This is a genomic window from Ruegeria jejuensis (assembly GCF_041537905.1).
GTDB lineage: Bacteria > Pseudomonadota > Alphaproteobacteria > Rhodobacterales > Rhodobacteraceae > Ruegeria_C.
In genome coordinates this window covers 16,266-38,716 of sequence record NZ_JBGRUO010000011.1, presented here as the reverse complement: position 1 = coordinate 38,716, position 22,451 = coordinate 16,266, and the positions used below count along the sequence as shown (strand labels likewise).

Genomic DNA, 22,451 nt, shown 5'->3' with positions numbered 1-22,451 from the left:
TCCGTTCGCGAGTGAGTGGCGAGACGGGGCGCGTTTAGGCGCCTTTGGCCAGAACGCGGCTCGCGCCCGAGCGCATTGCGGTCTTTTGTTCGCTGGACAAGGTGTTGGACAGAGCGTCCATCAAGCGCAGCGCCGCCTGGCGTTCGCTTTCGTTGGTCGCCTGGTCAAGCTGCTCGAAAAGATAGTTCTCAAGCTGGCTGCGCGGAAGGTTGTCTTTGTTCGCGGCGGCCGGGGCAAAGGGGTTTTCGGGCTTTGGATCGGGTGCTGTTGTGCCGAACCTGGATAATGCCGCTTCTTCATCGATGAAGACGTCATGGTTAATGCCCGAGAACTCACGCACCCGGTTGATCCGTTCCTCCGAACAGTCGAGCAGGGCGGCAAGTGCGGGCACCTTGCCCATTCCGACCTTCTTGCCGACATAATCATATGGGGCATTGTCGGAGCGTTTGAGGACACGGTCCATCACCGGGTCGATGACGGTCACGATATCCGTTATGCCCGAACGTTGGGCAAATTCCAGCGAACCGATCATCAATTCGCATGTGGCGTAGGATACGGAATTGCGGTCCTTGCCGCGAGTCAGGCGGTTGGTATCCACACAGAAGCGCGTCGATTCCCACACCGTCGCGCTACGAATTGGTGGCTCTCCGTCGAGGATCGCAGAGAACACGTCCGAGAGCATATGTGGGCCGGTGGTCTGCAGGGCGCGTACGCAAGAGACGACATTGCCATCGTCATTCAGCCCAACGACATATGCCGGGTCCAGATGATCGAAATCATCGATCTCCTTGCCGTCTTCCACATTCACTTCCCAGCCCAGTCTTCCCCCGAAGACGCGTGCACGAAGTTGGAACATGTCCTCAAGGATGTTTGTGAACAGGTGTTTGTTTAAGGCATCTATTACCAGTATCATGGTTTCCCCCTTGGCGAGTGGTTATGTAAACTGATAGTTACCCAACATGACCGGAAGCACTATTCGGGGATTCCCGTAGTGGACGAACTTTTTGGTTTAGTTGGAGAAGTTCGAGTCTAGCTGGGGTAGATTAAACCGTTAGCTATTGCCCGTCCGACCGCTTGTGGCGTCGTCAGCGCGCAAAGCTTGTCACGGCTGGATCGCAAATGCACTTCAACTGTTCGGTGCGAGATCGACAGGATATCTCCGATATCCTGCTGCGATTTGCCTGCTGCGACCCATTGCAGGATTTCAACCTCGCGCGAGGACAGGGAGGGATGATAGAGGATGCGGCTCAACTCATCGGAATGCATGACCGAATCGTGAATATGGACCGCCATGGATTGCAGGTCGCCAATCACGTTGCCGACCACCTTTTTCCATTCTTCCGAGCTGCAATCGCGGTTGACACTCAGCAGCCCGATATCTCCGAAAGGGCCGCGAACAGGGACGGTCAGCCCCTGATCGCAAATGCCGAAATCTGACGCATCTTTGAAAACATGCTGAAAGTCGCCGCTGCGCTCCAGCCTGCTCCAGTCAACCGGAGCAATGCTGCGCTGGCTCATATGCAACGTTGGATCGATCAGCTGGAACTGATTTTCCTCGTAATGCGCCTTCCAATCGTCGCCATAGGTGACGTGGCCGTGAATTGTGCCAGCGGCTGGGTTCATGCCCGCATAAGCGGCATGGTCCATTTCGAACTGGTCGCACAACTGATGCAGAAACTCTTTGTATTGAGTTTCCTGATCAGGCGCCGCCCCGAGATCGATCAGCTTCACCGCATGTCCCCTTTCAAGCGGGTGGCGGTCCGGGCCGCTATTTGGCTTCGTCGAACCGCCTTACAGTTGCATCTTGCGTCAATGTACGCACAAAGGACAAGACCGCATGTTTATGTGCAGGCTTTAAACTGCGATAGATTGACAACATTTCAACAGCATCATGCTCTTTCAGGAAGCCGAATTCATCTTTTGGTGCAGATTTGTCACCAGAATCTGCACTTGCAGGCCGAATCCCGGCAAAAAAGTGGCTTACATGCACGTCAAGCGCCTCAGCGATCGCCCAAAGGCGCGATGCGCTGACCCGGTTGGTACCGGATTCGTATTTTTGTACCTGTTGGAACCTTACACCAATGGATTTCCCCAAATCCGCCTGGCTCACCCCCATAGCTACGCGACGGGCCCGAATCCTCTGGCCCACGACAAAATCAACAGTCTCCACCTCGTCACCTACTAAACCTATTACGTTTCCCCTCACGACCGATCCGACCAAAACACACAGCCATACCGATCAACGAAAGTAACTGTGCATTATTGATTGTTATCAATCAACTATTTTCAGTCTTAAGTTGTTGTTGTGGTAACGTGGACGTGATTATGAGGCCTTTTGGCCGCATATGTCAGAAACAATCGCGTTGAATGACGGGTATTTCACGAGGGAGATAAACATGACAAAGAAATTGATTGCCGAGTTCTTCGGGACGTTCTGGCTGGTTCTGGGGGGGTGTGGCAGTGCGGTTCTGGCCGCGGGTGTCGCCGATGTGGGAATCGGTTGGCTTGGGGTCAGCTTTGCCTTCGGCCTCACGGTGCTGACGATGGCCTATACGGTCGGCCATATCTCGGGCGGTCATTTCAACCCGGCCGTGACGCTGGGCCTGGTGCTGGGGGGGCGGCATGAGGGGCGCGAATTGCTGCCGTATTGGGTGGCACAGGTGCTGGGCGCAATCGTTGCGGCATTGGTTCTTTACATCATCGCCTCGGGAAAGGCGGGGTTCGAAGGGGTCGGCGGGTTTGCCTCAAACGGCTATGGCGAAGCCTCGCCCGAGGGCTATGGGCTGATGGCCGCCCTGGTGATCGAGATCGTGATGACGGCGTTTTTCCTGATCATCATCCTGGGAGCGACCTCCAAGGGGGCACCGGCTGGCTTCGCGCCGATCGCGATCGGTCTGGGCCTGACACTGATCCACCTGATCTCGATCCCGGTGACCAACACCTCGGTCAACCCGGCACGCTCCACCGGTGTGGCGCTTTTTGCTGACGGACCGGCGCTGGCGCAGCTCTGGCTGTTCTGGGTGGCGCCGCTGATCGGGGCAGCCATCGGTGCAGTGATCTGGAAGGTGATGTCACCCGAAGACTGAGGCCAGAGGCGCGCCGGGTTATGAATGGCCCGGCGCGCGCCCTTATTTCGGCTGCACCAGCCCGGTTTCGACCAGCATTCCGGCGCGTTTGGCTTCGGGCCAGTAGCCTTTGGCATAAAGGCGGATCGCATAGGCTTGATCGCCATTGGACAGCAGCCAGGCCCCGCGCAGATATTTCCCGGCAAATTCCAGATTGGTGTCCGCGTCCAGCAACCCTTTTGGTGAGCCGCGATACCCCATTGACCGGGCAGTCGCGGGCAGTATCTGCAGCAACCCGTAATAGGGTCGGTTCACCGCCCAAGGCCGATGCGTGCTTTCGCGGATGGCGAGCTTATGCACCAGTTCGCGTGGCATCTCGTAATGATCGGCCCATTTGTTGATGGATGCACGCAGTTCGGGCGTCTCATTCGGATAGAGGGGCGGATCGAAAGGCTCGGGCCGTTCGGTGCCGCGCGCACGATCTCCGCAGGCGGTCAGCAAGGTTGTCGCGATCAGCATCGTCATCGCGGTTCGGCGGGGGATGGGGGGCATTGTGGTCTCCTGTTCACGACAGACTAGCGCCGGGCTGGCGCGAGGGGAACTGCAACCGGGACGGTCGTTGCCGTTTTCTGCCGATGCCTGGATTTTTCAGGTGTTCAGGTAATCATGGACAACCTCGCCAAGCCCGATGCTCAGATCCGCGAGGATGTGGGTGGCCGATATGGTTTCTACAACCGGAAGCCCTGACACCGGCGCAAAGGCGTGTTCGTTGACGGTCAGCCCGCACGGCCCTTGCCAGGCGCCCTTAACGGTCACGTCTTCCAGGTAATATCTGACAAGCTCGCAAATCCTTGGCGTGCAATCGACATGCGGGATGATTTTCAGCAGAAAGCTGGGCTGTCCCAGGGCCGCCAGTACAGCCGCTTTGTCCAACTCGCGATGCTTGTAGCCCATTGTGCCGGTCACCACCCGAACCGAGCCGACATCCAGTGTTCCGACCAGTGTCTCTTTCTCGACCCGCAGGCTGGGTTCGGCGAGTTTCTTGGGAAACCCCCAGATTTCGCGGCCACCGGCAATCGGGCTGTGGTCGTTGAGATACATGGAATGAACGTAAGATCCGGGTTTGCCCTGATACGTCACGGGAATGACCTGCCCGGATTCGGTGTAACTCCCGAAGCCCGTCGAGTCCGGCATGCGGATGAATTCGTACTTTACGACAGGCTCTGCAATTTCAAGCGGCTCGGGCACCACTGCACGAAGGGCGCCCATATCCGTGCGGTAGGTGATGATCATGAATTCCCGGTCAAAGAACTTGTAGGGCCCTCGTGGGTAAGACGGGCTCGTCAGCGGCATCGCAAAGGCTTTGGATTTTACATCTTCAGGCGTCATCTGAATATCCTTCTGTCCCAAGAACGCGACCACAGGGGATAGTCGCTCACCAGATACGGGTTCTGGTGGCGCAGAGTGTTAATGCGACCCGCAGCCAGAACGTTTCATCTTGAGATTAGACTTAGGGCGCGCGGAGTTTCCAGATCGAAATTCGGCGCAGACCTTGCGCGCATCGCGGCCCATCATCGCCGGGATCTGTGCGGCGCTTTGGTGGCAGGTAGTTCGGAAACAAAAAATGCCGCGCGAAGGGCTTCGCGCGGCATTGAGATCTGTCAAAACCCAAAGGCTCAGTTGGTGCTGTCGTCCTCGGCAGGGGCCTCGGCCTCTGCGACCAGTTCCTCGTCCTCGGACGCGGCAGAGCCGATATCGTCGAAAAGCTCGGAGATTTCGAACTCGGCTTCGGCTTCTTCTTCGGCCGCCAAATCCTGGATCGACTTGCCCGAGGCCTGCAGTTCGGCCTCTTCCTGCGAACGCGCAACGTTCAACTGGATCGAGGCTTCGACCTCGGGGTGCAGGATCACGGCAACCGAGTGCAGACCCAGTTCCTTGATCGGTGCAACCAGTGCGATCTGTTTCTTGTCGACGGTGAACCCGTCAGCCGTGGCCGCATCGGCGGCGTCACGAGGAGTGACCGAGCCATAAAGCGCACCGGCGTCAGACGCCGAGCGGATCACGATGAACTGCTGACCGTCCAGCTTTTCGGCCAGAGCCTCGGCTTCTTTCTTGGTCTCCAGGTTGCGCGCTTCAAGCTGCGCTTTCTGGGCTTCGAAAGAGGCGATATTGGCCTCGGACGCGCTCAGGGCCTTGCCCTGGGGCAGCAGGAAGTTGCGGGCAAAGCCGGGCTTGACGTCAACGACGTCGCCCATCTGGCCAAGCTTGGCAACACGTTCCAGAAGGATAACTTGCATGATCCAGTCTCCTTACTTGACGGCGTAGGGCAGCAGGGCCAGGAAACGGGCACGTTTGATGGCGCGGGCCAGTTCACGCTGCTTCTTGGCCGAAACGGCGGTGATGCGGGACGGCACGATCTTGCCACGCTCAGAGATGTAGCGCTGCAGCAGACGGGTGTCCTTGTAATCGATCTTGGGTGCGTTGTCGCCCGAGAACGGGCAGACCTTGCGGCGGCGGAAAAACGGTTTTGCAGCCATTTTAGATGTCCTTTCTCAAGCTAAGATCAGCGGCGCTCGCGGCGGCCTTCGCGCTCGTCGCGCTTCTGCATCTGGACCGAGGGGCCCTCGGCGTGCTCGTCGACCTTGATGGTCAGAACGCGCATCACGTCGTCATGCAGGCGCATCAGACGCTCCATCTCCTGAACGGCCGGTGCGGGTGCATCGGTGCGCAGGTAGGCATAGTGGCCCTTGCGGTTCTTGTTGATCTTGTAGGCCATCGTCTTGACGCCCCAGTACTCGTGATCGACAAGGTTGCCACCATTGTCGGACAGCACGGCACCGAAATGTTCGATGAGGCCCTCGGCTTGCGTGTTGGACAGGTCCTGACGCGCAATCATAACATGCTCATACAGCGGCATGTGAACTCCTGTTTCTGTCAAGGCGCACTTCAAAGGCGGGGCGTTTGACCTTTCGCTGCCCCACCACGAGAGGATGCGCGGTTCGAAATCCTGCGAAAGGATGGCGCTATATACACCCTCTGACGCGCCATGCAAGGGCAGAAACAGGGTGCTGTTGCCGCTCAATTTCCCTGCGCGTGCCCCAATTTTTCGCGGGCGTGCCGCAATCCTGACGCTTTCTCTTCAGAAGCTTGCAACCAAGGGGAGAAACTCCCGCAATTGGATCACATGCGACAAGGATGCCAGAAGGATGAAAGCAGTGCGCAAGGATATGATGGAGCAGGCGGTTGCTCTTCCCAGCTTTGAGGAAGCGATGCCATTGATGATTGCCTTTGCGCCAAACTGGCCGGCAAGAAAGGTGCTGTTCCGGATCTTCGGCACCGCGCTGATCCTGGGATCGGCGCTGATGTGGCTGTTGCCAGGGGCGGACATGTCGGCCGAGGCGGCGACGTTCAAGCTGGGCGCATCGCTGTTTTTCCTGCTCTGCGGGCTGGCATTGCTGATGATGCATCATGTGGACAATCAGCCTGACGCCTATTTCGACCCGATCCGCCGCGAGGTGCGGGTGCTGCAGAAGAACAACCGCGGACGTCCGCAGACGGTCCTGCGTCGCAGCTACGAAAGCCTCGGCGCCGCCCGGTTCACCGAAAATCTGCTGGAGGTGTTCGATGTGGATGGCACCATGCTGATGCGCCTGCCGATCGAGTCCCCCGAAGTGCGCGATACGCTGCGCGCACAGCTAAGCGGGATGGTCAATATCACCGCCTGATCGGCGGATGTTCACCTGATCACAGTAATTGTGAGCTTATAGAGACTTGCCGTCGCCTTCGGGCGGCGCAATTCTGTTGTCATGGTGTCGTGTTCAGCGGCCCTGTACTGATGCGCAACCAATTGACCGGAGAAGACCCCTATGAAAACCGCCCTTTTTGCCGCCGCTCTGGCGACAGCCGCGACTGCCGGCTTTGCCGCGCCCGAGAAATACCTTTTGGATGCCAGCCACAGCCAGGTGGTCTTTGACTATAACCATCTCGGATTCTCGACAACCTATGGCATGTTCTCGGGGTTTGAGGGCGAGATCATGTTTGATGCCGAAAACCCCGCCGATTCCAGCGTCTCGGTTGCGATGCCGGTCACGTCCATGTTCACCGGTTGGGAAAAGCGTACCGAGCACTTCATGTCCGACGATTTCTTTGGCGCGTCCCCGGAGGATCTGGTCACCTTCACCTCGACCAGCATCGAAGTGACCGGTGAGGACACCGCCAAGATCACCGGCGACTTGACCATGAATGACATCACCAAGTCGGTGGTTCTGGATGCCAAGCTGAACCAGGCGGGCGAACATCCGATGGCCAAGAAACCCTGGCTGGGCTTTGATGCGACCACGACGCTGGTGCGGTCCGAGTTCGAGGTTGGCAGCTTCGCGCCTTTCGTGAGCGATGAGGTGAACGTGTTCATCTCGGTCGAGGCGATGAAGGCGGAATAATTCGACCAGAAAATACACCTGTTAAACGCCGGGGCTCGCCCCGGCGTTTCTCGTTTGGCTGAGCCAGCTATCGTATACAGTGTTTGCGTTTTCGGAGTTTCCGTCGATCGGGGTTATATACTAGAGAGTTAGAAAGACGTTGCTATGAAGAAAGCTCGTAAGTAGTGGACCTTGCTATCCAAGCCGTTCGATACAAGATTTGGCTCGTTTCATTCGGTGCTATTGTATTCTTGGCATTTGGTCTTTGGCAGGTCGAGGCATCGTACGTGTTTGTAGCGCTTTCCCTCGGAACGCTGGCTTGCATATTAGTGCTCGTCGGCAAGGGCTTGCGTAGCGAGAAGCTCTGGGTAGCTGTTCTGTTTGGCGCATATTGTATTTTCGACTTTCTGTCTGCCATGGCACAGGGACTAAGCCTTGGAAACATTATCGATCTTGCTGATGCCGTACTTTCGTTTGTAGCTCTCTGCGGGATCATCATTTGGTATCGCGAACGACGCGCAAGCCAACTATCGGGCTGACCTCATTCAGCGCCGCGCTTTGCGGTCAGGGACACCGCAACCTCCACGTCAAAAGCGAGAGAGCTTTCGTCGGGCATGCTCTGACCGATGCCGAAATCAAGCCGGTTAAGCTGTAGCGATCCCGTCATTTCAGCGCGATCCCCGTCCAGCGCCAGATCGAAGGGCAGGACCACGTCCACCGATTGGTCGCGAATGGTCAGCGGGCCACGCGCCTCGTAGCCGGTTTCGGTCTTGTAGAGTTCTGCGGTGAAGTTGGCCGTTGGAAACTGTGTGGCGTCAAAGAAATCCGCCCCCAGCGCCTGACCGGTCACAGAGCCGAGCGTCAGCGACGGGATCGAGACCACAACTTCGACATCGCCCGCCTTGCTGGGCGCGTCGGGCGCGTCGAAACTGATGGACGCGGTCCAGTCGGCGAAACTGCCATCGACCTTGCTGCCCAGCTGGATCACGGAAATGCCCAGGCTGCCATCTTCGACCTGCCAGTCCGATTGCACCTCGGCCAGTTGTGATGCCTCTTCATGATGGTGATCGCCATGCTCATGCGCGCCGTGGTTGAAGGCACCGATCATTGCGCCTCCGGTGATGGCTGCGCCCCAGGCGATGAGAGCGGCAATCGGCGGCAGAGCCGAGCGGTGCTGCTCGGGCGGTTCCGGCGCGGTGTTGGGGCCGGGCAGCATCCGGCGCAGGGTCTGGTCATGGTCGATGACGTGATGCTTCACCGCGCCCGCGATATGCAACACCAGCGCCCCGATCAGCACCCATTGCAGGATCCAGTGCAGCCCGGCGGTGAAAGCCGCGAGGCTCTCGCTTTTGGGAACGAAAGGCAGGGATTGACCGAAAGGCCACCAGATCGGCGCAAAGCCGGTGGTTGCCGCGTGATGTATCCAGCCGCTGAGCGGCACCGCGACCAGCGAGCCATAGAGCAGCCAGTGCACGGTCTCGGCGGCAAAGGCCTCGGGCCGGTTATCGGCGTTCAGCAGTCCCGGATGCGGTTGAACCAGCGTCCAGATGATCCGCGCCAGCGCCACGAAGAAGATGGTGACGCCGATGGTCTTGTGCATCGAGAACAGCAGCGCGGCGCGCGCGACCTGCGCGTCGGTTGTGGGGATGTCGGGATTTACGATCGCCTCGGCAAGCGAATTGGCAATCAGGCCCAGCGGGATCACTGTCAGGATCAGGAGGGCGGTCAGCCAATGGAACCATTTCGAGACACTGCCATAGCTGCGACTGGTATTGGCGAGGGACATTAAGGGCTCCTGACTGGGTCTGTGTGGCAACATTATCGTGCCCGCAAGGCGGCACAAGTCACGTCTGCGCACAAGCAACGTGTCCGGATGCAGAGCTTGTGCGGCGCGGGCTGGTTGTCTAAACGGGGCCGACAGGACAGAACGCAGGACACGGCAGCCATGACATTAGCATTTGTTTTTCCCGGGCAGGGCGCGCAAACCATCGGAATGGGCAAGGCGCTGGCCGAGGCCTACCCGGCCGCCAAAGCGGTTTTCGACGAGGTCGACGCGGCGCTGGGAGAAAAGCTGAGTGATCTGATCTGGGACGGAGACATTGCCGAGCTGACACTGACGCAGAACGCGCAACCGGCGCTGATGGCGACCTCGCTGGCCGCGATGCGGGCTTTGGAGGCTGAGGGTGTGTCGATTGACCGGGCAACGTTTGTGGCCGGGCATTCGCTGGGCGAGTATTCGGCGCTGGCGGCTGCCGGGGCGTTGAGCGTGTCGGACACGGCGCGACTGCTGCGCACCCGCGGGCAGGCTATGCAAAGCGCGGTGCCAGTGGGCGAGGGCGCGATGGCGGCCATTCTGGGCCTCGATCTGAGCGCGGTGCGTGCGGTGGCGGATGAAGCGGCGCAGGGCGATGTGTGCCAGGCCGCCAATGACAATGATCCAACGCAGGTTGTGGTGTCGGGCAGCAAGGCGGCGGTGGAACGCGCTGCCGTGATCGCCAAGGAAAAGGGCGCCAAGCGGGCGGTGATGCTGCCGGTCAGCGCCCCGTTCCATTGCGCGCTGATGCAGCCCGCCGCCGACGTGATGGCCGAGGCGCTGGCCGGGGTCGAGATCAAGGCCCCCGCCGTGCCGCTGGTTGCCAATGTGCGGGCTGAGGCTGTCTCGGACCCCGACACGATCCGGCAATTGCTGGTCGAGCAGGTCACCGGCTCGGTGCGCTGGCGCGAAAGCGTGCAATACATGGCGGCGCAGGGCGTGACCGGCGTTTGGGAGATCGGCGCGGGCAAAGCCCTGTCGGGCATGATCCGCAAGATCGACCGGGCCATCACCTCAAGCGCCGTCGGCACACCTGACGACGTTGCGGCTGTTCTGGCACAATAGAATTGACGGGCGCGGGTTTCCCCTGAATACCCCTGCGCGAAACGAAAACCTTGTGCTGCAAACGCAGCGGGAGACTTGAGACATGTTTGATTTGACCGGAAAGAACGCGCTGATTACCGGCGCCTCGGGCGGGATTGGCGGCGACATTGCGCGCGCGCTGCACGGGGCGGGGGCCACGGTGGGGCTGTCCGGCACCCGGGTCGAGCCGCTGCAGGCGCTGGCCGATGATCTGGGCGAGCGCGCCCATGTGCTGCCCTGCAACCTGGGCGATGCCGAAGCAGTTGCCGCACTTCCGAAACATGCGGTCGAGGCGATGGGCTCGGTCGATATCCTGGTCAACAATGCAGGCATCACGCGCGACAACCTGTTCATGCGGATGTCGGATGAAGAATGGCAGAGCGTGATCGACGTCAACATGACCGCCACCATGCGACTGTGCAAAGGCGTAATCCGGGGCATGATGAAATCGCGCTGGGGCCGGATCGTAAATATCTCGTCCGTGGTTGGTGCGATCGGCAATCCGGGGCAGGCGAACTACGCCGCCTCCAAGGCCGGAATGGTCGGCTTTTCCAAGGCGTTGGCCCACGAGGTTGCGACTCGGGGCATCACTGTGAACGCCGTTGCACCCGGCTTTATCACCACGGCGATGACCGAGAAGCTAACCGACGAGCAGAAAGCCGGTCTGTTGCAGCAGGTTCCCGCCGGTCGCATGGGCGAGCCCGAAGAGATCGCAGCGGCAGTTCTGTATCTTGCCAGCCCCGAGGCCGCCTATGTTACCGGTGCCACCTTGCATGTGAATGGGGGCATGGCCATGTTGTAGGCCTGAAATTGGGCGGGCGGCGAAACCGTTTGCCTTGTGAGCCGACTGTGTTATAGGCGGCGCACATCTTGGGGCGGTGATCATTCGCCCCATCCTTTTGCCCGGCGAGCCGGGATCTAAACCGCCCGGACCGGGCAAAACCAAGCCAACCCGAGCGGGCAAGGGCAGACAATCGGGCCAAGAGGCCCTATGTGAATGAGGAATTGACATGAGCGACGTCGCAGATCGCGTTAAGAAGATCGTTGTAGAGCACCTGGGTGTTGAAGAGGACAAAGTAGCCGAGAATGCGTCGTTCATCGACGATCTGGGCGCGGACAGCCTCGACACCGTTGAGCTGGTCATGGCGTTTGAAGAAGAGTTCGGCATCGAGATTCCGGACGATGCAGCCGAGACCATCCAGACATTTGGCGATGCGGTCAAATTCATCAGCGAAGCTTCCTGAGCCAACGCTGACGACTGACAAAACGGCGTCTCCTTCGGGAGGCGCCGTTTTTTGTTGTTTGTTTGCCGCGCTGTGCCGGTAAATCGACAAGCGGTCTCTTGCCCGAATCTCTGCCTGGTCGCACGGTCCGCTTGAGGCATAAGATCAGACGAGCAGACAATGATCCGATCAGTCCCGATGATTAACACCGCCCAGCTGACGCTGAGCGGAATGCGGCCGGAGGATTTCGACCGCTATGCCGAGATATGGGCTGACCCTGAGATTATCCGCGTGACCGGCGGTCGCCCGCGCTCGCGCGGTGAAGCCTGGACCGCGTTTCTGCGCAATGCAGGGCATTGGCAGATGACCGGTTTCGGCCAATGGGCCGTGATCGAACAGAAAACCCGAAAGATGGTGGGACAGGCCGGATTTTTCTTCGAGGACCGCGCGTTGGGAGAGGATTTCGATCCCTTTCCCGAGGTCGGCTGGCTATTGGCGCCCGAGGCGCGGGGGCGTGGCTATGGCTATGAGGCCGCGCAGGCCGCCCATGACTGGTTCGACCGCGTTATTCCAGGACCGCTGGTCGCAATGATTGACGCGGACAACCCGGCGTCGCAGCGCCTTGCGGGGCGCTTGGGGTACCAGCCGCTGCGTGATGCCACCTATAATGGCAAGTGCGTTTGTCTATTCTGTCGCAAGGGGCCGCTTGCGCGCAACTGAGCGGCGGGCCGCAAACAGAGTGTATCATGCCGATACTGGCTCGTTCCGCCCATTCGCGTCGCGTTATGGTATGCTGATTCGAGACGGCTCAGCAGGAGGGACCGGCCATGATAATTTATCCAACGATGGAGCTTCAGAACGGGCATTGCGTGACTCTGACCAAGGGGCGCCTTGAGGACCCGATGTTGTGGCATGTGGACCCTGTCGAAACCGCCCGCGGCTGGGCGGCGGCGGGCGCCGAATACATGCAGATCACCGATTTCGATGCAATTGACGGCAAGGATGGCAATGCGGAACTGATCGAAGAGATCATTCGCGCGGTGGGCATCCCGGTGCAGCTTGGTGGCGGCATGCGCAGTCGCGAGGCCATCGAACGCTGGATCGACAAGGGCGCGGCCCGTATCGTGGTTGGCACGCTGGCCGCGATCGAACCGGAACTGGTCAAGGAAATGGCCAAGCGCTACCCGGATCAGATCGTGCTGTCGGTCGATGTCTGGCGCGGTCAGGTGATGACCGAAGGCTGGCGCAGCGCCAGTGCCTTCACGCCCGAGGGGTTCATCGAGGCGTTTGACGGCGTGCCGCTGGCCTCGATCATCGTGACGGATATCGACAGCGATATGGAGGATATTGAGGCGCAGCTGGGCCTGATTTCGGCACTGGCCAGCCATTCGCGGACCCCGGTCATCGCCAGTGGCGTGGTCCGGTCGAGCGATGACATTTCGCGTCTGGCCTATATCCATAATATTTCAGGTGCACTTGCCAGCCGGGCGCTGTTTCTCAAGACGCTGGATCTGAGTGAAGCGCTAGACTTGGCGCGTCAGGCACATGAGCCGGTCGCGGAATTCCGCTGACCCAGCCCGCCTGCCGTCTCCGCCGCATGCCGCTTATGGCGGCGTGCGGGCGTGCATAGAGGATCGAAACATTTGTGGTCTGACGCCCAGTTAGGCGGAGTATGGCCGGTTCCGTCACGTGCCCAACACTTGCCCCCGGCCCCCCGCGCAGGCTAAGAGCAGTGACGAACACGAAAAGCAGGCATGAGGCACTATATGCGCAGAGTCGTTGTAACCGGTCTCGGATTGGTCACTCCGCTGGCAAGCGGCGTTGAGGAAACCTGGTCGAGATTGCTGGACGGACAATCGGGTGCGGGCCCGATCACACGGTTTGATGCCGTGGCCTCTGGGGTCACGACAACCTATGCCTGCGAGGTGCCGCGCGGTGACGGCAGCGATGGCAGTTTCAATCCCGATGACTGGCTGGCGCCCAAGGAACAGCGCAAGATCGAGGATTTCATCCTCTATTCCATCGCAGCGGCGGACATGGCCTGTCATGATGCCGGCTGGACCCCCGAGGACGAGGCCGACCGGTTGCGTACCGGCGTTCTGATCGGGTCTGGCATCGGTGGTCTGGGCTCGATTGCCGAAACCGCCAACCTGATCAAGGAGCGTGGCCCGCGCCGGGTCTCGCCATTCTTTATCCCGGGCGCGCTGATCAATCTGGCCTCGGGTCAGGTGTCGATCCGCTTCGGGTTCAAGGGGCCGAACCATTCGGTGGTGACGGCCTGCTCCACGGGGGCGCATGCTATTGGCGATGCCAGCCGAATCATTCGCGCCGGGGATGCAGAGGTGATGATCGCAGGGGGCGGCGAAGGCTGCATCTGCGAGATCGGGATTGCCGGGTTCAATGCTTGCAAGGCGCTGTCGACCAAATATGCCGACGACCCGCAAGCGGCCAGCCGCCCCTATGACGAGGATCGTGATGGATTCGTGATGGGCGAGGGCGCAGGCATTGTGGTCCTGGAAGAATACGAACACGCCAAGGCGCGCGGTGCCAAGATCTATGCCGAGGTGCTGGGCTATGGCATGTCGGGCGACGCCTATCATATCACCGCGCCGTCCGAGGATGGCGATGGGGCCGAACGGGCGATGAATGCGGCGCTGGCCAGTGCCAAGTTGGAGCCGAAGGATATCGACTATATCAACGCGCATGGCACCTCGACCATGGCCGACACGATCGAACTGGGCGCGGTCGAGCGTCTGATGGGGGATCATGCGGGCAACGTCACCATGTCTTCGACAAAATCCGCCACCGGGCATCTGCTGGGTGCGGCAGGCGCGATCGAGGCGATCTTTTCGATCCTCGCAATCCGCGATCAGGTCGCTCCGCCGACGATCAACCTGGACAAACCTGCTGTCGAAACGCCGGTTGATCTGGCCCCGAATGCCAAGCGGGAACGCAAGATCGACGTGGCGCTGTCGAACTCCTTCGGTTTTGGTGGCACCAATGCGAGCGTGATCTTCGGAAAGGCCAGCTAAATGTGGCGCAGTCTTGCCTCGAACATGCTGACCTTCCTGCTGGTTGGCCTGTTTCTGGTTGCCGGGGTGGTGCTGTGGGGCCAATCGCAATACCGGTCCACCGGGCCGCTGGAAAGCGCGATCTGTCTGCGGGTTGAATCCGGGTCGAACATGACCCGGGTCAGCAATGATCTCGTTGATCAGGGCGCGGTGACCAATGCGCGGATCTTCCGGATCGGGGCGGATTATCAGGATAAGGCCGGGGATTTGAAGGCGGGCAGCTTTCTGGTGCGTGAAGGCGCGACGATGGAACAGATCGTTGATCAGATCACCAAGGGCGGCGCAAGCACCTGCGGCACCGAGATCGTCTATCGCATCGGCGTGACCCGCAACCAGATGGAAGTGCGCGAACTCGACCCCCAAAGCCTGCAATTCGTGGAACTGGCCGAATTTGACCCCGATGCGGATGCCGCGCCAGAGGTCTATGGCGAGAAGCGGGATCAATCTGACACGCGCTATCGCATCGCGATGGCCGAGGGCGTCACCACTTGGCAGGTAGCCGAGGCGCTGAAGGCCTGGGATGTGTTGAGCGGCGATGTGGGTGAATTGCCGACCGAGGGCATGCTGGCGCCCGACAGTTATGAGGTGACGCCGGGCACCGAGGTTTCGACCGTTCTGGCCGATATGCAGGAAAAGCAGGAATTGCGGATCAACGCGGTCTGGGAAAGCCGTCAGGACGGGTTGCCGCTGAACTCGCCGGAAGAGATGCTGACGCTTGCCTCGATCATTGAAAAGGAAACCGGTCTGTCCGAAGAGCGCGGCCAGGTGGCCAGCGTTTTTGTGAATCGGCTTAATCAGGGGATGAAGCTGCAGACTGACCCGACTGTGATCTATGGGATCACCAAGGGTCAGCGGGTGTTGGGACGCGGCTTGCGTCGCAGTGAGCTTCGCCGTGTAACGCCTTGGAATACCTACCTGATAGATGGGCTTCCGCCAACGCCCATTGCCAATCCGGGACTGGCGAGCCTGGAGGCTGCGGTGGCTCCCGAGGACACGGACTTCGTGTTCTTTGTTGCCGATGGCACGGGGGGGCATGCCTTTGCCGAGACGTTGCAAGAACATAACCGTAACGTTGCCAAATGGCGCGAGATCGAGGCGGAGCGGGCAAATTCCGGGAACTGACCGGGTTTGTCCGAAAGGGAGTTTATTTCTTGCGCGCGACGGGGTTTAGTACGGTGGGGTCTTCTGGCCCTGCCTGACCAACATCCCCCAAATCGGACCGCCCATGCCCTGTTTTTGTGACACTGCCGCCTTCAGCCTGCCGGTGATGCCGGCAAGCAGCCTGTCGGTCATGGCGGTGCCGCCGCAGATGATAAAGCTGCAAAGCCTGCTGGGTTTGCAGGCCCAGGCGCAGGCTGACATCCGCGCGGATATGAAACTCGCGGCGATGCTGCCGGATATGAGCTCGGACGCCTATTTGCGGGCGACCCTTGCGGCCAATGCACCGACGATCCAACTGCCTGCGGTACTGCCTCCGGGTGGCGGCGGGATGCTGTCGGTGATGGTGAAACTGGCGGCGGTTGCGCCGGTCTTTCCGGTCACAAATCCGCGTATGCTGATGGCGTATATCCAGCAGGCCGTTGCGAGCCTGGCGGCGAGCGTCTTGCCACAGGCGCAGGCGCTGCCAGCCGTGCAGATGCAGAACATGGCCATCGCTGCGCGCGTGACGCTGGCGCTGCGAGCGCAGGGCATCTGCCCGATGGCACTGGCTAATGTGGATGCGAGTTTTGCCGCTCAGGCGGGCGCTGCCAATTCGCAGGGCACGTTTTCTTCGGCCATGGGGTTTGCCGCGACGCTGCCGCGCCTGCGTATGCCGCCTTTTGCCTTGCCGGGACCCAAGCTGGATCTTGCATATCAGATGGCAATGACGGCGCAGGCGGCCAATGCTCCGGCGGCGATGGGGTTGCCCGCCATGTCCGATCCCAACCTGACAAAGGCGCTGCTGAGCCAGCTTGGCGTCTTGTCGACTGTCCCGGTGCCTGCCTTGCCTATCCCGCTTGACGAGTTGAAAACCATGGCCGAACAGGTGCAGGATCTGGCGACAATACAGGAAGCCTTTGGGCCGGATGCGATGACGCCCGCCGGTGTTGCGCGGGTCAACGCGATGCTGAGCTATATGGCCAGTCTGAAGATACCGATGCCGCTGCCTGCGCAGTCGCTGCAGGTGCAACTGGATGCCTTGCCCAAGATCGATGACGTGGCGCAGGGGGCGCAGGCTGCGAGTTCGGGGGCCATGAACATAGCCGCCTCAATGAGTGTTGCGCCGCCGGTGGTGCCGATTCTGCCGTTGCTGGAAGAACTCGCCGCGTTGAAGGAAAAGCTGACGCCGGGGTCGCTGGTGCCGTGCATCAACTGCAATGAACAGATCGGTGAGATTGCGGCTGGCATGGCAAATATGCGGCTGCCAGCGCCGCCGCCGCTGCCCCAACTGCCGTTCTAGCTGACGTCTGATCACGCGGCGCGTCTGAGCGGTATTTCCTAATTTTTCGTATACTTAACGGATGGTTGTCCGTTGCAGCTGTTGCGGGATTCCTTGACTTTGTGCACGTTATCGCGTATAGGTTGTGTCATGCTGGAAGACATGGGTGAGCGGCCTCGGGGATGACCCCGTTGGCCGTTTTTTCATGTCTCTCGTGCGGAGATCACTCACGCAAGAGGTCACGAGCACACATGACTTTGATTACCCCGGAGGAGCGGATTTCGCGGACGGCAGACCTGTTGGCGTCGTTCGAGGAAACCATTCGCGGTCTGCGAAACGCGGCGGAAGACCTGCGCAGACAGATCGAGGCCGGGGAGGATGCAGATCTTGCTGGCGGAGCCAGGCAATTGGGACAAGTGAGCGGCCTGATCCGCGACTGTCAGAAAGTGGAGAAAAGTTTTGTCGAACTACATCATGCCCAAACCGGAATTGCCCAGGGCGGGTACGCCCTCGACCTTGAGCAGGCTCGATTTGAGGTCGGGTGCCGACTGGCTCGCCTCCGCGCCTGCTGCCGTCAGAGAGGAGTTCCTGAGTGACATTGGGGAGGGAGGGCTGTGCGCCCTCCCTTTCCTGTTCGAATTCTGGGCGCTGCCGCATCAATTGCCGCCCGAAGGCGACTGGCGCGCCTGGGTGGTGATGGGCGGCCGGGGCGCGGGCAAGACCCGTGCCGGGGCGGAATGGGTGCGATCCATGGTCGAAGGCGCGCGGCCTTTGGATAGCGGCGCTGCGCGGCGGGTGGCGCTGGTGGGCGAGACCTATGATCAGGTGCGCGATGTTATGATTTTTGGCGACAGCGGGATTCTGGCCTGCTCGCCGCCGGATCGTCGCCCGAAATGGAAAGCCTCGGAACGCAGGCTGGTCTGGCCGAACGGGGCTGAGGCGCAGGCGTTTTCCGCCTCGGACCCCGAAGCGCTGCGCGGGCCGCAATTTGATGCGGCCTGGGTCGATGAATTGGCGAAATGGAAGAAGGCGGGCGAGACCTGGGATATGCTGCAATTTGCCTTGCGCTTGGGGGATGCGCCGCGCGTCTGTGCGACAACAACGCCGCGCAATGTAGCGGCGCTCAGGGATTTGCTGGCGTCCCCCTCGACTGTCGTGACCCATGCGCCGACAGAGGCGAACCGGGCCAATCTGGCCGACTCGTTCCTTGAGGAAGTGCGGGCGCGCTATGCCGGGACGAGGTTGGGACGGCAGGAGCTTGAAGGCGTTCTGATGGCCGATGTGGAAGGCGCGCTCTGGAGCTCCGAGATGCTGGAGGGCGCGCAGGTCGACGCGGCGCCGGAGCTTGACCGCGTGGTGGTGGCGCTGGACCCGGCGGTGAGTTCGGGTGCGTCTGCAGATGAATGCGGTATCGTTGTGGTTGGCGCCCGGATACAGGGACCGCCTCAGGATTGGCGGGCTTATGTTCTGGCGGACCGGACGGTGCGCGGAAAAGGACCGGCGGGCTGGGCGCGGGCGGCAATTGCGGCGATGGAAGAATTTGATGCTGAGCGGCTGGTTGCGGAGGTCAATCAGGGCGGGCAGCTTGTCGAAGAGGTTTTGCGTCAGGTCGATCCGCTGGTGCCGTTCAAGGCGGTGCATGCGGCGCGGGGCAAGGCGGCGCGGGCCGAACCGGTGGCGGCGCTTTACGAGCAAGGCAAGGTTTGCCATCTGCGGGGGCTTGGTGCGCTAGAGGAGCAGATGTGCCTGATGACCAGCCAGGGATTCGAGGGGCAGGGATCGCCGGACCGGGTGGATGCGCTGGTCTGGGCCTTGCATGAGTTGATGATCGCATCTGCCGTGCGTTACAAGCGGCCCCGGCTGCGGGTTTTGTAGGGCTCTCGGCGGATACCACTCCAACTACCCAACAAAACAACGGCGCTCGGGTTTCGGGCGCCTTTTTTTGTGCCCCGTTGCGTGGGGGGCGGACGGTGGGTTCCGAGGCTTTCAACTTCTTTGCGGGATAACGGTGTCAACGAAGCGGTGAGGCGTCACTGGCGCGGTGGGCAATGAGGAGCATCACGGATGGTATTTGATTTCTTGCGGCGCGGGGCAAAGGCGGAGCTGCCGGAGGCCAAGGCAAGTGCGGCCGGGCCGGTGGTCACCTGGCACAGTGCGGGCCGCGTGGCGTGGAGCGCGCGGGATACCGCCTCGCTGACGCGGACGGGATTTGCGGGCAACCCGGTGGGGTTCCGGTCAGTCAAGCTGATCGCCGAGGCGGCCTCGGCGCTGCCGTTGGTTTTGCAGGATGCGGAGCAGCGCTTTGAGACCCATCCGCTGCTGTCGCTGATCCGACGCCCGAATGTGGCGCAGGGCAAGGCCGATCTGTTCGAGGCGCTGTTTGCGCAGCTGCTCTTGTCGGGCAATGCCTATGTCGAGGCGGTGCAGGGCGAGGGGGGCTTGCCGCTTGAGCTGCATGTGCTGCGCTCGGATCGGGTCAGCGTGGTGCCGGGACCGGATGGCTGGCCGGTGGCCTATGAATATGCGCTGGGCGGGCGCAAGCATCGGTTTGATGTCACGGGGGTCAATCCGGCGATCTGCCATATCAAGAGCTTTCATCCACAGGACGACCATTACGGCTTTGCGCCGATGCAGGCGGCAGCGATGGCGGTGGATGTGCATAATGCGGCCTCGCGCTGGTCCAAGTCGCTGCTGGACAATGCGGCGCGGCCTTCGGGCGCGCTGGTCTGGAAGGGATCGGACGGGCAAGGGGTCATGGCCGAGGATCAGTTCCGCCGCCTGAGCGACGAGATCGAGGCGAATTATCAGGGCGCGCGCAATGCGGGGCGACCGATGGTTCTGGAAGGGGGGCTCGATTGGAAGCCAATGGGGTTCTCGCCCTCGGATATGGAGTTTCAGAAGACCAAAGAAGCCGCCGCCCGCGAGATCGCGCTGGCCTTTGGGGTGCCGCCGATGTTGCTGGGCATCCAGGGCGACGCGACATATTCGAACTATCAGGAGGCCAATCGGGCGTTTTATCGCCTGACCGTGCTGCCCCTGGTGACGCGGGTGGCGGCGGCGCTGTCGGAATGGCTCTCGGGGTTCAGCGGCGAGGCGGTCGAGCTGAAGCCGGATCTGGATCAGGTCCCGGCCCTGGCCACCGAGCGCGATGCGCAATGGACGCGGGTGAACAATGCGGATTTCCTGAGCGGGGCAGAGAAGCGGGCGTTGTTGGGGCTGCCTGCAGGAGAGGCGGATGGCTGATGGGCCGGGATATGCGCCGTTTGATTGCGCGCCGGGGCTGCGGCTGGCCGCGCATGAGCGGGTCGCGGCGATCCAGCATGAGCATCTGTGTCAGAGGCTGGATCAGATGGAGGACCTGTTGCAGCGGCTGGAAAAGCGCTTGTGGCTGACGGTTTACGGGGTCGCGGCGGTGATACTGGCGCAAGCGTTTCAATCGCTGGTGATTGCCGCGCCATGAGTTTCAGGGATTTGCGAGGAGGTGTTCACGCATGAGCACGGAGTTGGAACACAAGTTTGCCCGCTTTGGCGACGGGCTGACGGTTGCAGAGGATGCAACGATCCAGGGCTATGCCAGCCTGTTCGGGCAGGTGGATCAGGGCGGCGACCGGGTGATGCCAGGGGCTTATGCGCGGTCTCTGGAAAAGCTCGGTACGGCGGGCCAGCGGGTCAAGATGCTGTGGCAGCATGACCCCGCGCAACCCATCGGCGTCTGGGACGAGGTGCGCGAGGATGAACGCGGGCTGTGGGTCAAGGGCCGACTTCTGGAGGATACCCAGAAGGGCCGCGAGGCGGTGGCGTTGATCAGGGCGGGGGCGATTGACGGGCTGTCCATCGGTTACCGCACCACCAGGGCGCGCAAGGATGAGAGCGGCCATCGGCTGCTGACGGAACTGGAGCTTTGGGAAGTGTCCTTGGTGACCTTTCCGATGCTGCCCAGTGCGCGGGTGACGGCCAAGGGCATCGCGCCCGACGAGGCCGAAGCCTGGCGCAGCATTGCCGATGTGCTGGATGGCGCGCGGCAGGATCTGGCGCAGCGATAGCGCCGCGACAAACAGCAGGAAAAGGGGTGTTCCCATGAGCAAGACCGATGCGTCGGCCTTGACCGGTGAGGCTGTGCCGCCGGTGCAGGAGGTGAAGCGGGCGATGGCTGGCTTTGTCAGCGAGTTCAAAGGGTTCCGGTCGGAACTTGAAACAAAACTCAAACAAACAGAAGAGCGAGTGAGTATGCTGGATCGTAAATCTCAACTGGCGGGCCGTCCGCCTTTGGCGGGCTCCATCGAGGCGGGTCAGCCGCATCAGAAAGCCTTTGGCGACTATCTGCGCTCGGGCGATGACGACGCGCTGCGCGGGCTGGAGATGGAGGCGAAATCCCTGTCCAATGCCGTCAGTGGCGATGGTGGGTTCCTGATCGACCCGCAGACCTCGGATGTGATCAAGTCGGTGCTGAAATCGACCGCCTCCATCCGCTCGATCGCCTCGGTGGTGAATGTCGAGGCCAATTCTTATGACGTGCTGGTCGATCATTCCGATGTTGGCGCAGGCTGGGCAGCTGAGAACACGCCCTCGGCCGAAACCGGCACGCCCAGCATCGACCGTATTTCGATCCCGCTGCATGAGCTGTCGGCGCTGCCGAAAGCCTCGCAGCGTCTGCTGGATGACAGCGCGTTCGAGATCGAGACCTGGTTGGCGGGGCGCATCGCCGACAAGTTCGCCCGTGCCGAGGCCGGGGCGTTCATCACTGGCGACGGTGTCGACAAACCGCGCGGCATTCTCGATCACGCTAAGGTGGACAATGATGTCTGGGCCTGGAGCAATCTGGGTTATGTGCCGACCGGTGTTGATGGCGGTGTCGAGGCGGATGCGATTGTCGATATCGTTTATGCGCTGGGTGCGCAGTACCGTGCCAATGGCAGCTTCGTGATGAACTCGAAAACTGCCGGTACCGTGCGCAAGCTGAAGGATGCCGATGGCCGCTTCCTGTGGTCCGACGGTTTGGCGGCGGGCGAGCCTGCGCGCCTGATGGGCTATCCGGTGGTGATCGCCGAGGACATGCCCGATCCCGGTACCGACAGTTACTCTATTGCCTTTGGCGATTTTGCGGCGGGTTACACCATTGCCGAGCGTCCTGACCTGCGCGTGTTGCGCGACCCGTTCAGCGCCAAACCGCATGTTCTGTTTTATGCCACCAAGCGCGTGGGCGGCGATGTCAGCGACTTTGCTGCGATCAAGCTGCTGAAATTCGGCGCCGCGTAAGCGGCACCGAGTGGCGGGCCGGGAAACCGGCCCGTGTGCGGGCGTGCGCCGTGAAGGCCTTTCACGTTGTCTAGCTGCTCCCCTCCGTTCGAGCGACGTGGGG

The 22,451-nt window shown here is 61.0% G+C and carries 27 protein-coding genes; 18 read left to right on the top strand and 9 right to left on the bottom strand.

Annotated elements, in window-relative coordinates; genetic code table 11:
- Positions 1-34: 34 nt before the first annotated feature.
- The 3 genes from AB1E34_RS13950 to AB1E34_RS13940 all read right to left on the bottom strand — a co-directional run bounded on the left by AB1E34_RS13950 (position 35) and on the right by AB1E34_RS13940 (position 2,170).
- The gene (locus AB1E34_RS13950) at positions 35-913 is read right to left on the bottom strand and encodes an acyl-homoserine-lactone synthase (protein ID WP_372572953.1); all 879 of its coding nucleotides are present in this window, start codon (positions 911-913) and stop codon (positions 35-37) included.
- A gap of 116 nt (positions 914-1,029) precedes the next feature.
- Positions 1,030-1,731 carry a LuxR family transcriptional regulator gene (locus AB1E34_RS13945; protein WP_372572952.1) on the bottom strand — a complete coding sequence of 234 codons (702 nt, stop codon included), beginning with the start codon at positions 1,729-1,731 and terminating at the stop codon, positions 1,030-1,032.
- Between the two features lie 37 nt (positions 1,732-1,768).
- On the bottom strand, positions 1,769-2,170 hold the full coding sequence (locus AB1E34_RS13940) for a helix-turn-helix domain-containing protein (protein ID WP_372572951.1): 402 nt from the start codon (positions 2,168-2,170) through the stop codon (positions 1,769-1,771).
- A 226-nt stretch (positions 2,171-2,396) separates the two neighbouring features.
- On the opposite strand from AB1E34_RS13940, the gene aqpZ reads away from it, so the two are divergent.
- The gene (gene aqpZ / locus AB1E34_RS13935; RefSeq protein WP_372572950.1) at positions 2,397-3,086 is read left to right on the top strand and encodes an aquaporin Z; all 690 of its coding nucleotides are present in this window, start codon (positions 2,397-2,399) and stop codon (positions 3,084-3,086) included.
- 42 nt (positions 3,087-3,128) lie between these two features.
- On the opposite strand, the gene AB1E34_RS13930 is transcribed toward aqpZ, so the two are convergent.
- The 5 genes from AB1E34_RS13930 to rpsF all read right to left on the bottom strand — a co-directional run bounded on the left by AB1E34_RS13930 (position 3,129) and on the right by rpsF (position 5,982).
- Positions 3,129-3,617 carry a transglycosylase SLT domain-containing protein gene (locus tag AB1E34_RS13930; protein WP_372572949.1) on the bottom strand — a complete coding sequence of 163 codons (489 nt, stop codon included), beginning with the start codon at positions 3,615-3,617 and terminating at the stop codon, positions 3,129-3,131.
- A gap of 96 nt (positions 3,618-3,713) precedes the next feature.
- Positions 3,714-4,454 carry an acetoacetate decarboxylase gene (locus AB1E34_RS13925; RefSeq protein WP_372572948.1) on the bottom strand — a complete coding sequence of 247 codons (741 nt, stop codon included), beginning with the start codon at positions 4,452-4,454 and terminating at the stop codon, positions 3,714-3,716.
- Between the two features lie 287 nt (positions 4,455-4,741).
- Complete coding sequence (rplI, locus tag AB1E34_RS13920) at positions 4,742-5,362, bottom strand: 50S ribosomal protein L9 (RefSeq protein ID WP_372572947.1); 621 nt, start codon at positions 5,360-5,362, stop codon at positions 4,742-4,744.
- A gap of 12 nt (positions 5,363-5,374) precedes the next feature.
- A complete protein-coding gene (rpsR, locus tag AB1E34_RS13915; RefSeq protein ID WP_005982441.1) occupies positions 5,375-5,602 on the bottom strand; it encodes a 30S ribosomal protein S18 in 228 nt (75 codons plus the stop codon).
- Positions 5,603-5,628: 26 nt separating this feature from the next.
- Positions 5,629-5,982 carry a 30S ribosomal protein S6 gene (rpsF, locus tag AB1E34_RS13910; protein ID WP_372572946.1) on the bottom strand — a complete coding sequence of 118 codons (354 nt, stop codon included), beginning with the start codon at positions 5,980-5,982 and terminating at the stop codon, positions 5,629-5,631.
- Positions 5,983-6,271: 289 nt separating this feature from the next.
- On the opposite strand from rpsF, the gene AB1E34_RS13905 reads away from it, so the two are divergent.
- The 3 genes from AB1E34_RS13905 to AB1E34_RS13895 all read left to right on the top strand — a co-directional run bounded on the left by AB1E34_RS13905 (position 6,272) and on the right by AB1E34_RS13895 (position 8,022).
- The gene (locus AB1E34_RS13905) at positions 6,272-6,790 is read left to right on the top strand and encodes a hypothetical protein (RefSeq protein ID WP_372572945.1); all 519 of its coding nucleotides are present in this window, start codon (positions 6,272-6,274) and stop codon (positions 6,788-6,790) included.
- Between the two features lie 141 nt (positions 6,791-6,931).
- Positions 6,932-7,504, top strand: a complete 573-nt coding sequence (locus tag AB1E34_RS13900) for a YceI family protein (RefSeq protein WP_372572944.1) — start codon at positions 6,932-6,934, stop codon at positions 7,502-7,504.
- A 164-nt stretch (positions 7,505-7,668) separates the two neighbouring features.
- Entirely contained in the window at positions 7,669-8,022 is a 354-nt protein-coding gene (locus AB1E34_RS13895) for a hypothetical protein (RefSeq protein WP_372572943.1), read from the top strand.
- A 2-nt stretch (positions 8,023-8,024) separates the two neighbouring features.
- Here AB1E34_RS13895 and AB1E34_RS13890 read toward each other — a convergent pair whose 3' ends face one another.
- Positions 8,025-9,269, bottom strand: a complete 1,245-nt coding sequence (locus tag AB1E34_RS13890) for a cytochrome b/b6 domain-containing protein (RefSeq protein WP_372572942.1) — start codon at positions 9,267-9,269, stop codon at positions 8,025-8,027.
- 159 nt (positions 9,270-9,428) lie between these two features.
- On the opposite strand from AB1E34_RS13890, the gene fabD reads away from it, so the two are divergent.
- The 14 genes from fabD to AB1E34_RS13820 all read left to right on the top strand — a co-directional run bounded on the left by fabD (position 9,429) and on the right by AB1E34_RS13820 (position 22,348).
- Positions 9,429-10,361 (top strand): ACP S-malonyltransferase, encoded by a 933-nt coding sequence (fabD, locus tag AB1E34_RS13885; protein WP_372572941.1) that lies wholly within the window; start codon positions 9,429-9,431, stop codon positions 10,359-10,361.
- A gap of 82 nt (positions 10,362-10,443) precedes the next feature.
- The gene (fabG, locus tag AB1E34_RS13880; protein ID WP_372572940.1) at positions 10,444-11,181 is read left to right on the top strand and encodes a 3-oxoacyl-[acyl-carrier-protein] reductase; all 738 of its coding nucleotides are present in this window, start codon (positions 10,444-10,446) and stop codon (positions 11,179-11,181) included.
- A 208-nt stretch (positions 11,182-11,389) separates the two neighbouring features.
- The gene (locus AB1E34_RS13875) at positions 11,390-11,623 is read left to right on the top strand and encodes an acyl carrier protein (protein ID WP_008756330.1); all 234 of its coding nucleotides are present in this window, start codon (positions 11,390-11,392) and stop codon (positions 11,621-11,623) included.
- Positions 11,624-11,782: 159 nt separating this feature from the next.
- Complete coding sequence (locus AB1E34_RS13870) at positions 11,783-12,322, top strand: GNAT family N-acetyltransferase (protein ID WP_372572939.1); 540 nt, start codon at positions 11,783-11,785, stop codon at positions 12,320-12,322.
- 107 nt (positions 12,323-12,429) lie between these two features.
- Positions 12,430-13,173, top strand: coding sequence for a 1-(5-phosphoribosyl)-5-[(5-phosphoribosylamino)methylideneamino]imidazole-4-carboxamide isomerase (locus tag AB1E34_RS13865; protein ID WP_372572938.1), 744 nt, complete (start codon positions 12,430-12,432; stop codon positions 13,171-13,173).
- 195 nt (positions 13,174-13,368) lie between these two features.
- A complete protein-coding gene (fabF, locus tag AB1E34_RS13860; RefSeq protein WP_372572937.1) occupies positions 13,369-14,634 on the top strand; it encodes a beta-ketoacyl-ACP synthase II in 1,266 nt (421 codons plus the stop codon).
- Positions 14,635-15,795 carry an endolytic transglycosylase MltG gene (mltG, locus tag AB1E34_RS13855; RefSeq protein ID WP_372572936.1) on the top strand — a complete coding sequence of 387 codons (1,161 nt, stop codon included), beginning with the start codon at positions 14,635-14,637 and terminating at the stop codon, positions 15,793-15,795. It abuts the gene before it with no gap.
- A gap of 103 nt (positions 15,796-15,898) precedes the next feature.
- Positions 15,899-17,113 (top strand): hypothetical protein, encoded by a 1,215-nt coding sequence (locus tag AB1E34_RS13850; RefSeq protein WP_372572935.1) that lies wholly within the window; start codon positions 15,899-15,901, stop codon positions 17,111-17,113.
- A 230-nt stretch (positions 17,114-17,343) separates the two neighbouring features.
- On the top strand, positions 17,344-17,688 hold the full coding sequence (locus tag AB1E34_RS13845) for a hypothetical protein (RefSeq protein WP_372572934.1): 345 nt from the start codon (positions 17,344-17,346) through the stop codon (positions 17,686-17,688).
- Positions 17,681-18,967, top strand: coding sequence for a DNA-packaging protein (locus AB1E34_RS13840; protein ID WP_372573059.1), 1,287 nt, complete (start codon positions 17,681-17,683; stop codon positions 18,965-18,967). The genes AB1E34_RS13845 and AB1E34_RS13840 overlap by 8 nt, the downstream gene beginning before the upstream one ends.
- A gap of 189 nt (positions 18,968-19,156) precedes the next feature.
- On the top strand, positions 19,157-20,335 hold the full coding sequence (locus AB1E34_RS13835; RefSeq protein WP_372572933.1) for a phage portal protein: 1,179 nt from the start codon (positions 19,157-19,159) through the stop codon (positions 20,333-20,335).
- On the top strand, positions 20,328-20,552 hold the full coding sequence (locus tag AB1E34_RS13830; RefSeq protein WP_372572932.1) for a GTA head formation protein, RCAP_rcc01685 family: 225 nt from the start codon (positions 20,328-20,330) through the stop codon (positions 20,550-20,552). Before AB1E34_RS13835 ends, AB1E34_RS13830 begins: the two co-directional genes overlap by 8 nt.
- Positions 20,553-20,583: 31 nt before the next feature.
- Entirely contained in the window at positions 20,584-21,135 is a 552-nt protein-coding gene (locus tag AB1E34_RS13825; protein ID WP_372572931.1) for an HK97 family phage prohead protease, read from the top strand.
- A gap of 34 nt (positions 21,136-21,169) precedes the next feature.
- Complete coding sequence (locus tag AB1E34_RS13820; protein ID WP_372572930.1) at positions 21,170-22,348, top strand: phage major capsid protein; 1,179 nt, start codon at positions 21,170-21,172, stop codon at positions 22,346-22,348.
- Positions 22,349-22,451: the final 103 nt, after the last annotated feature.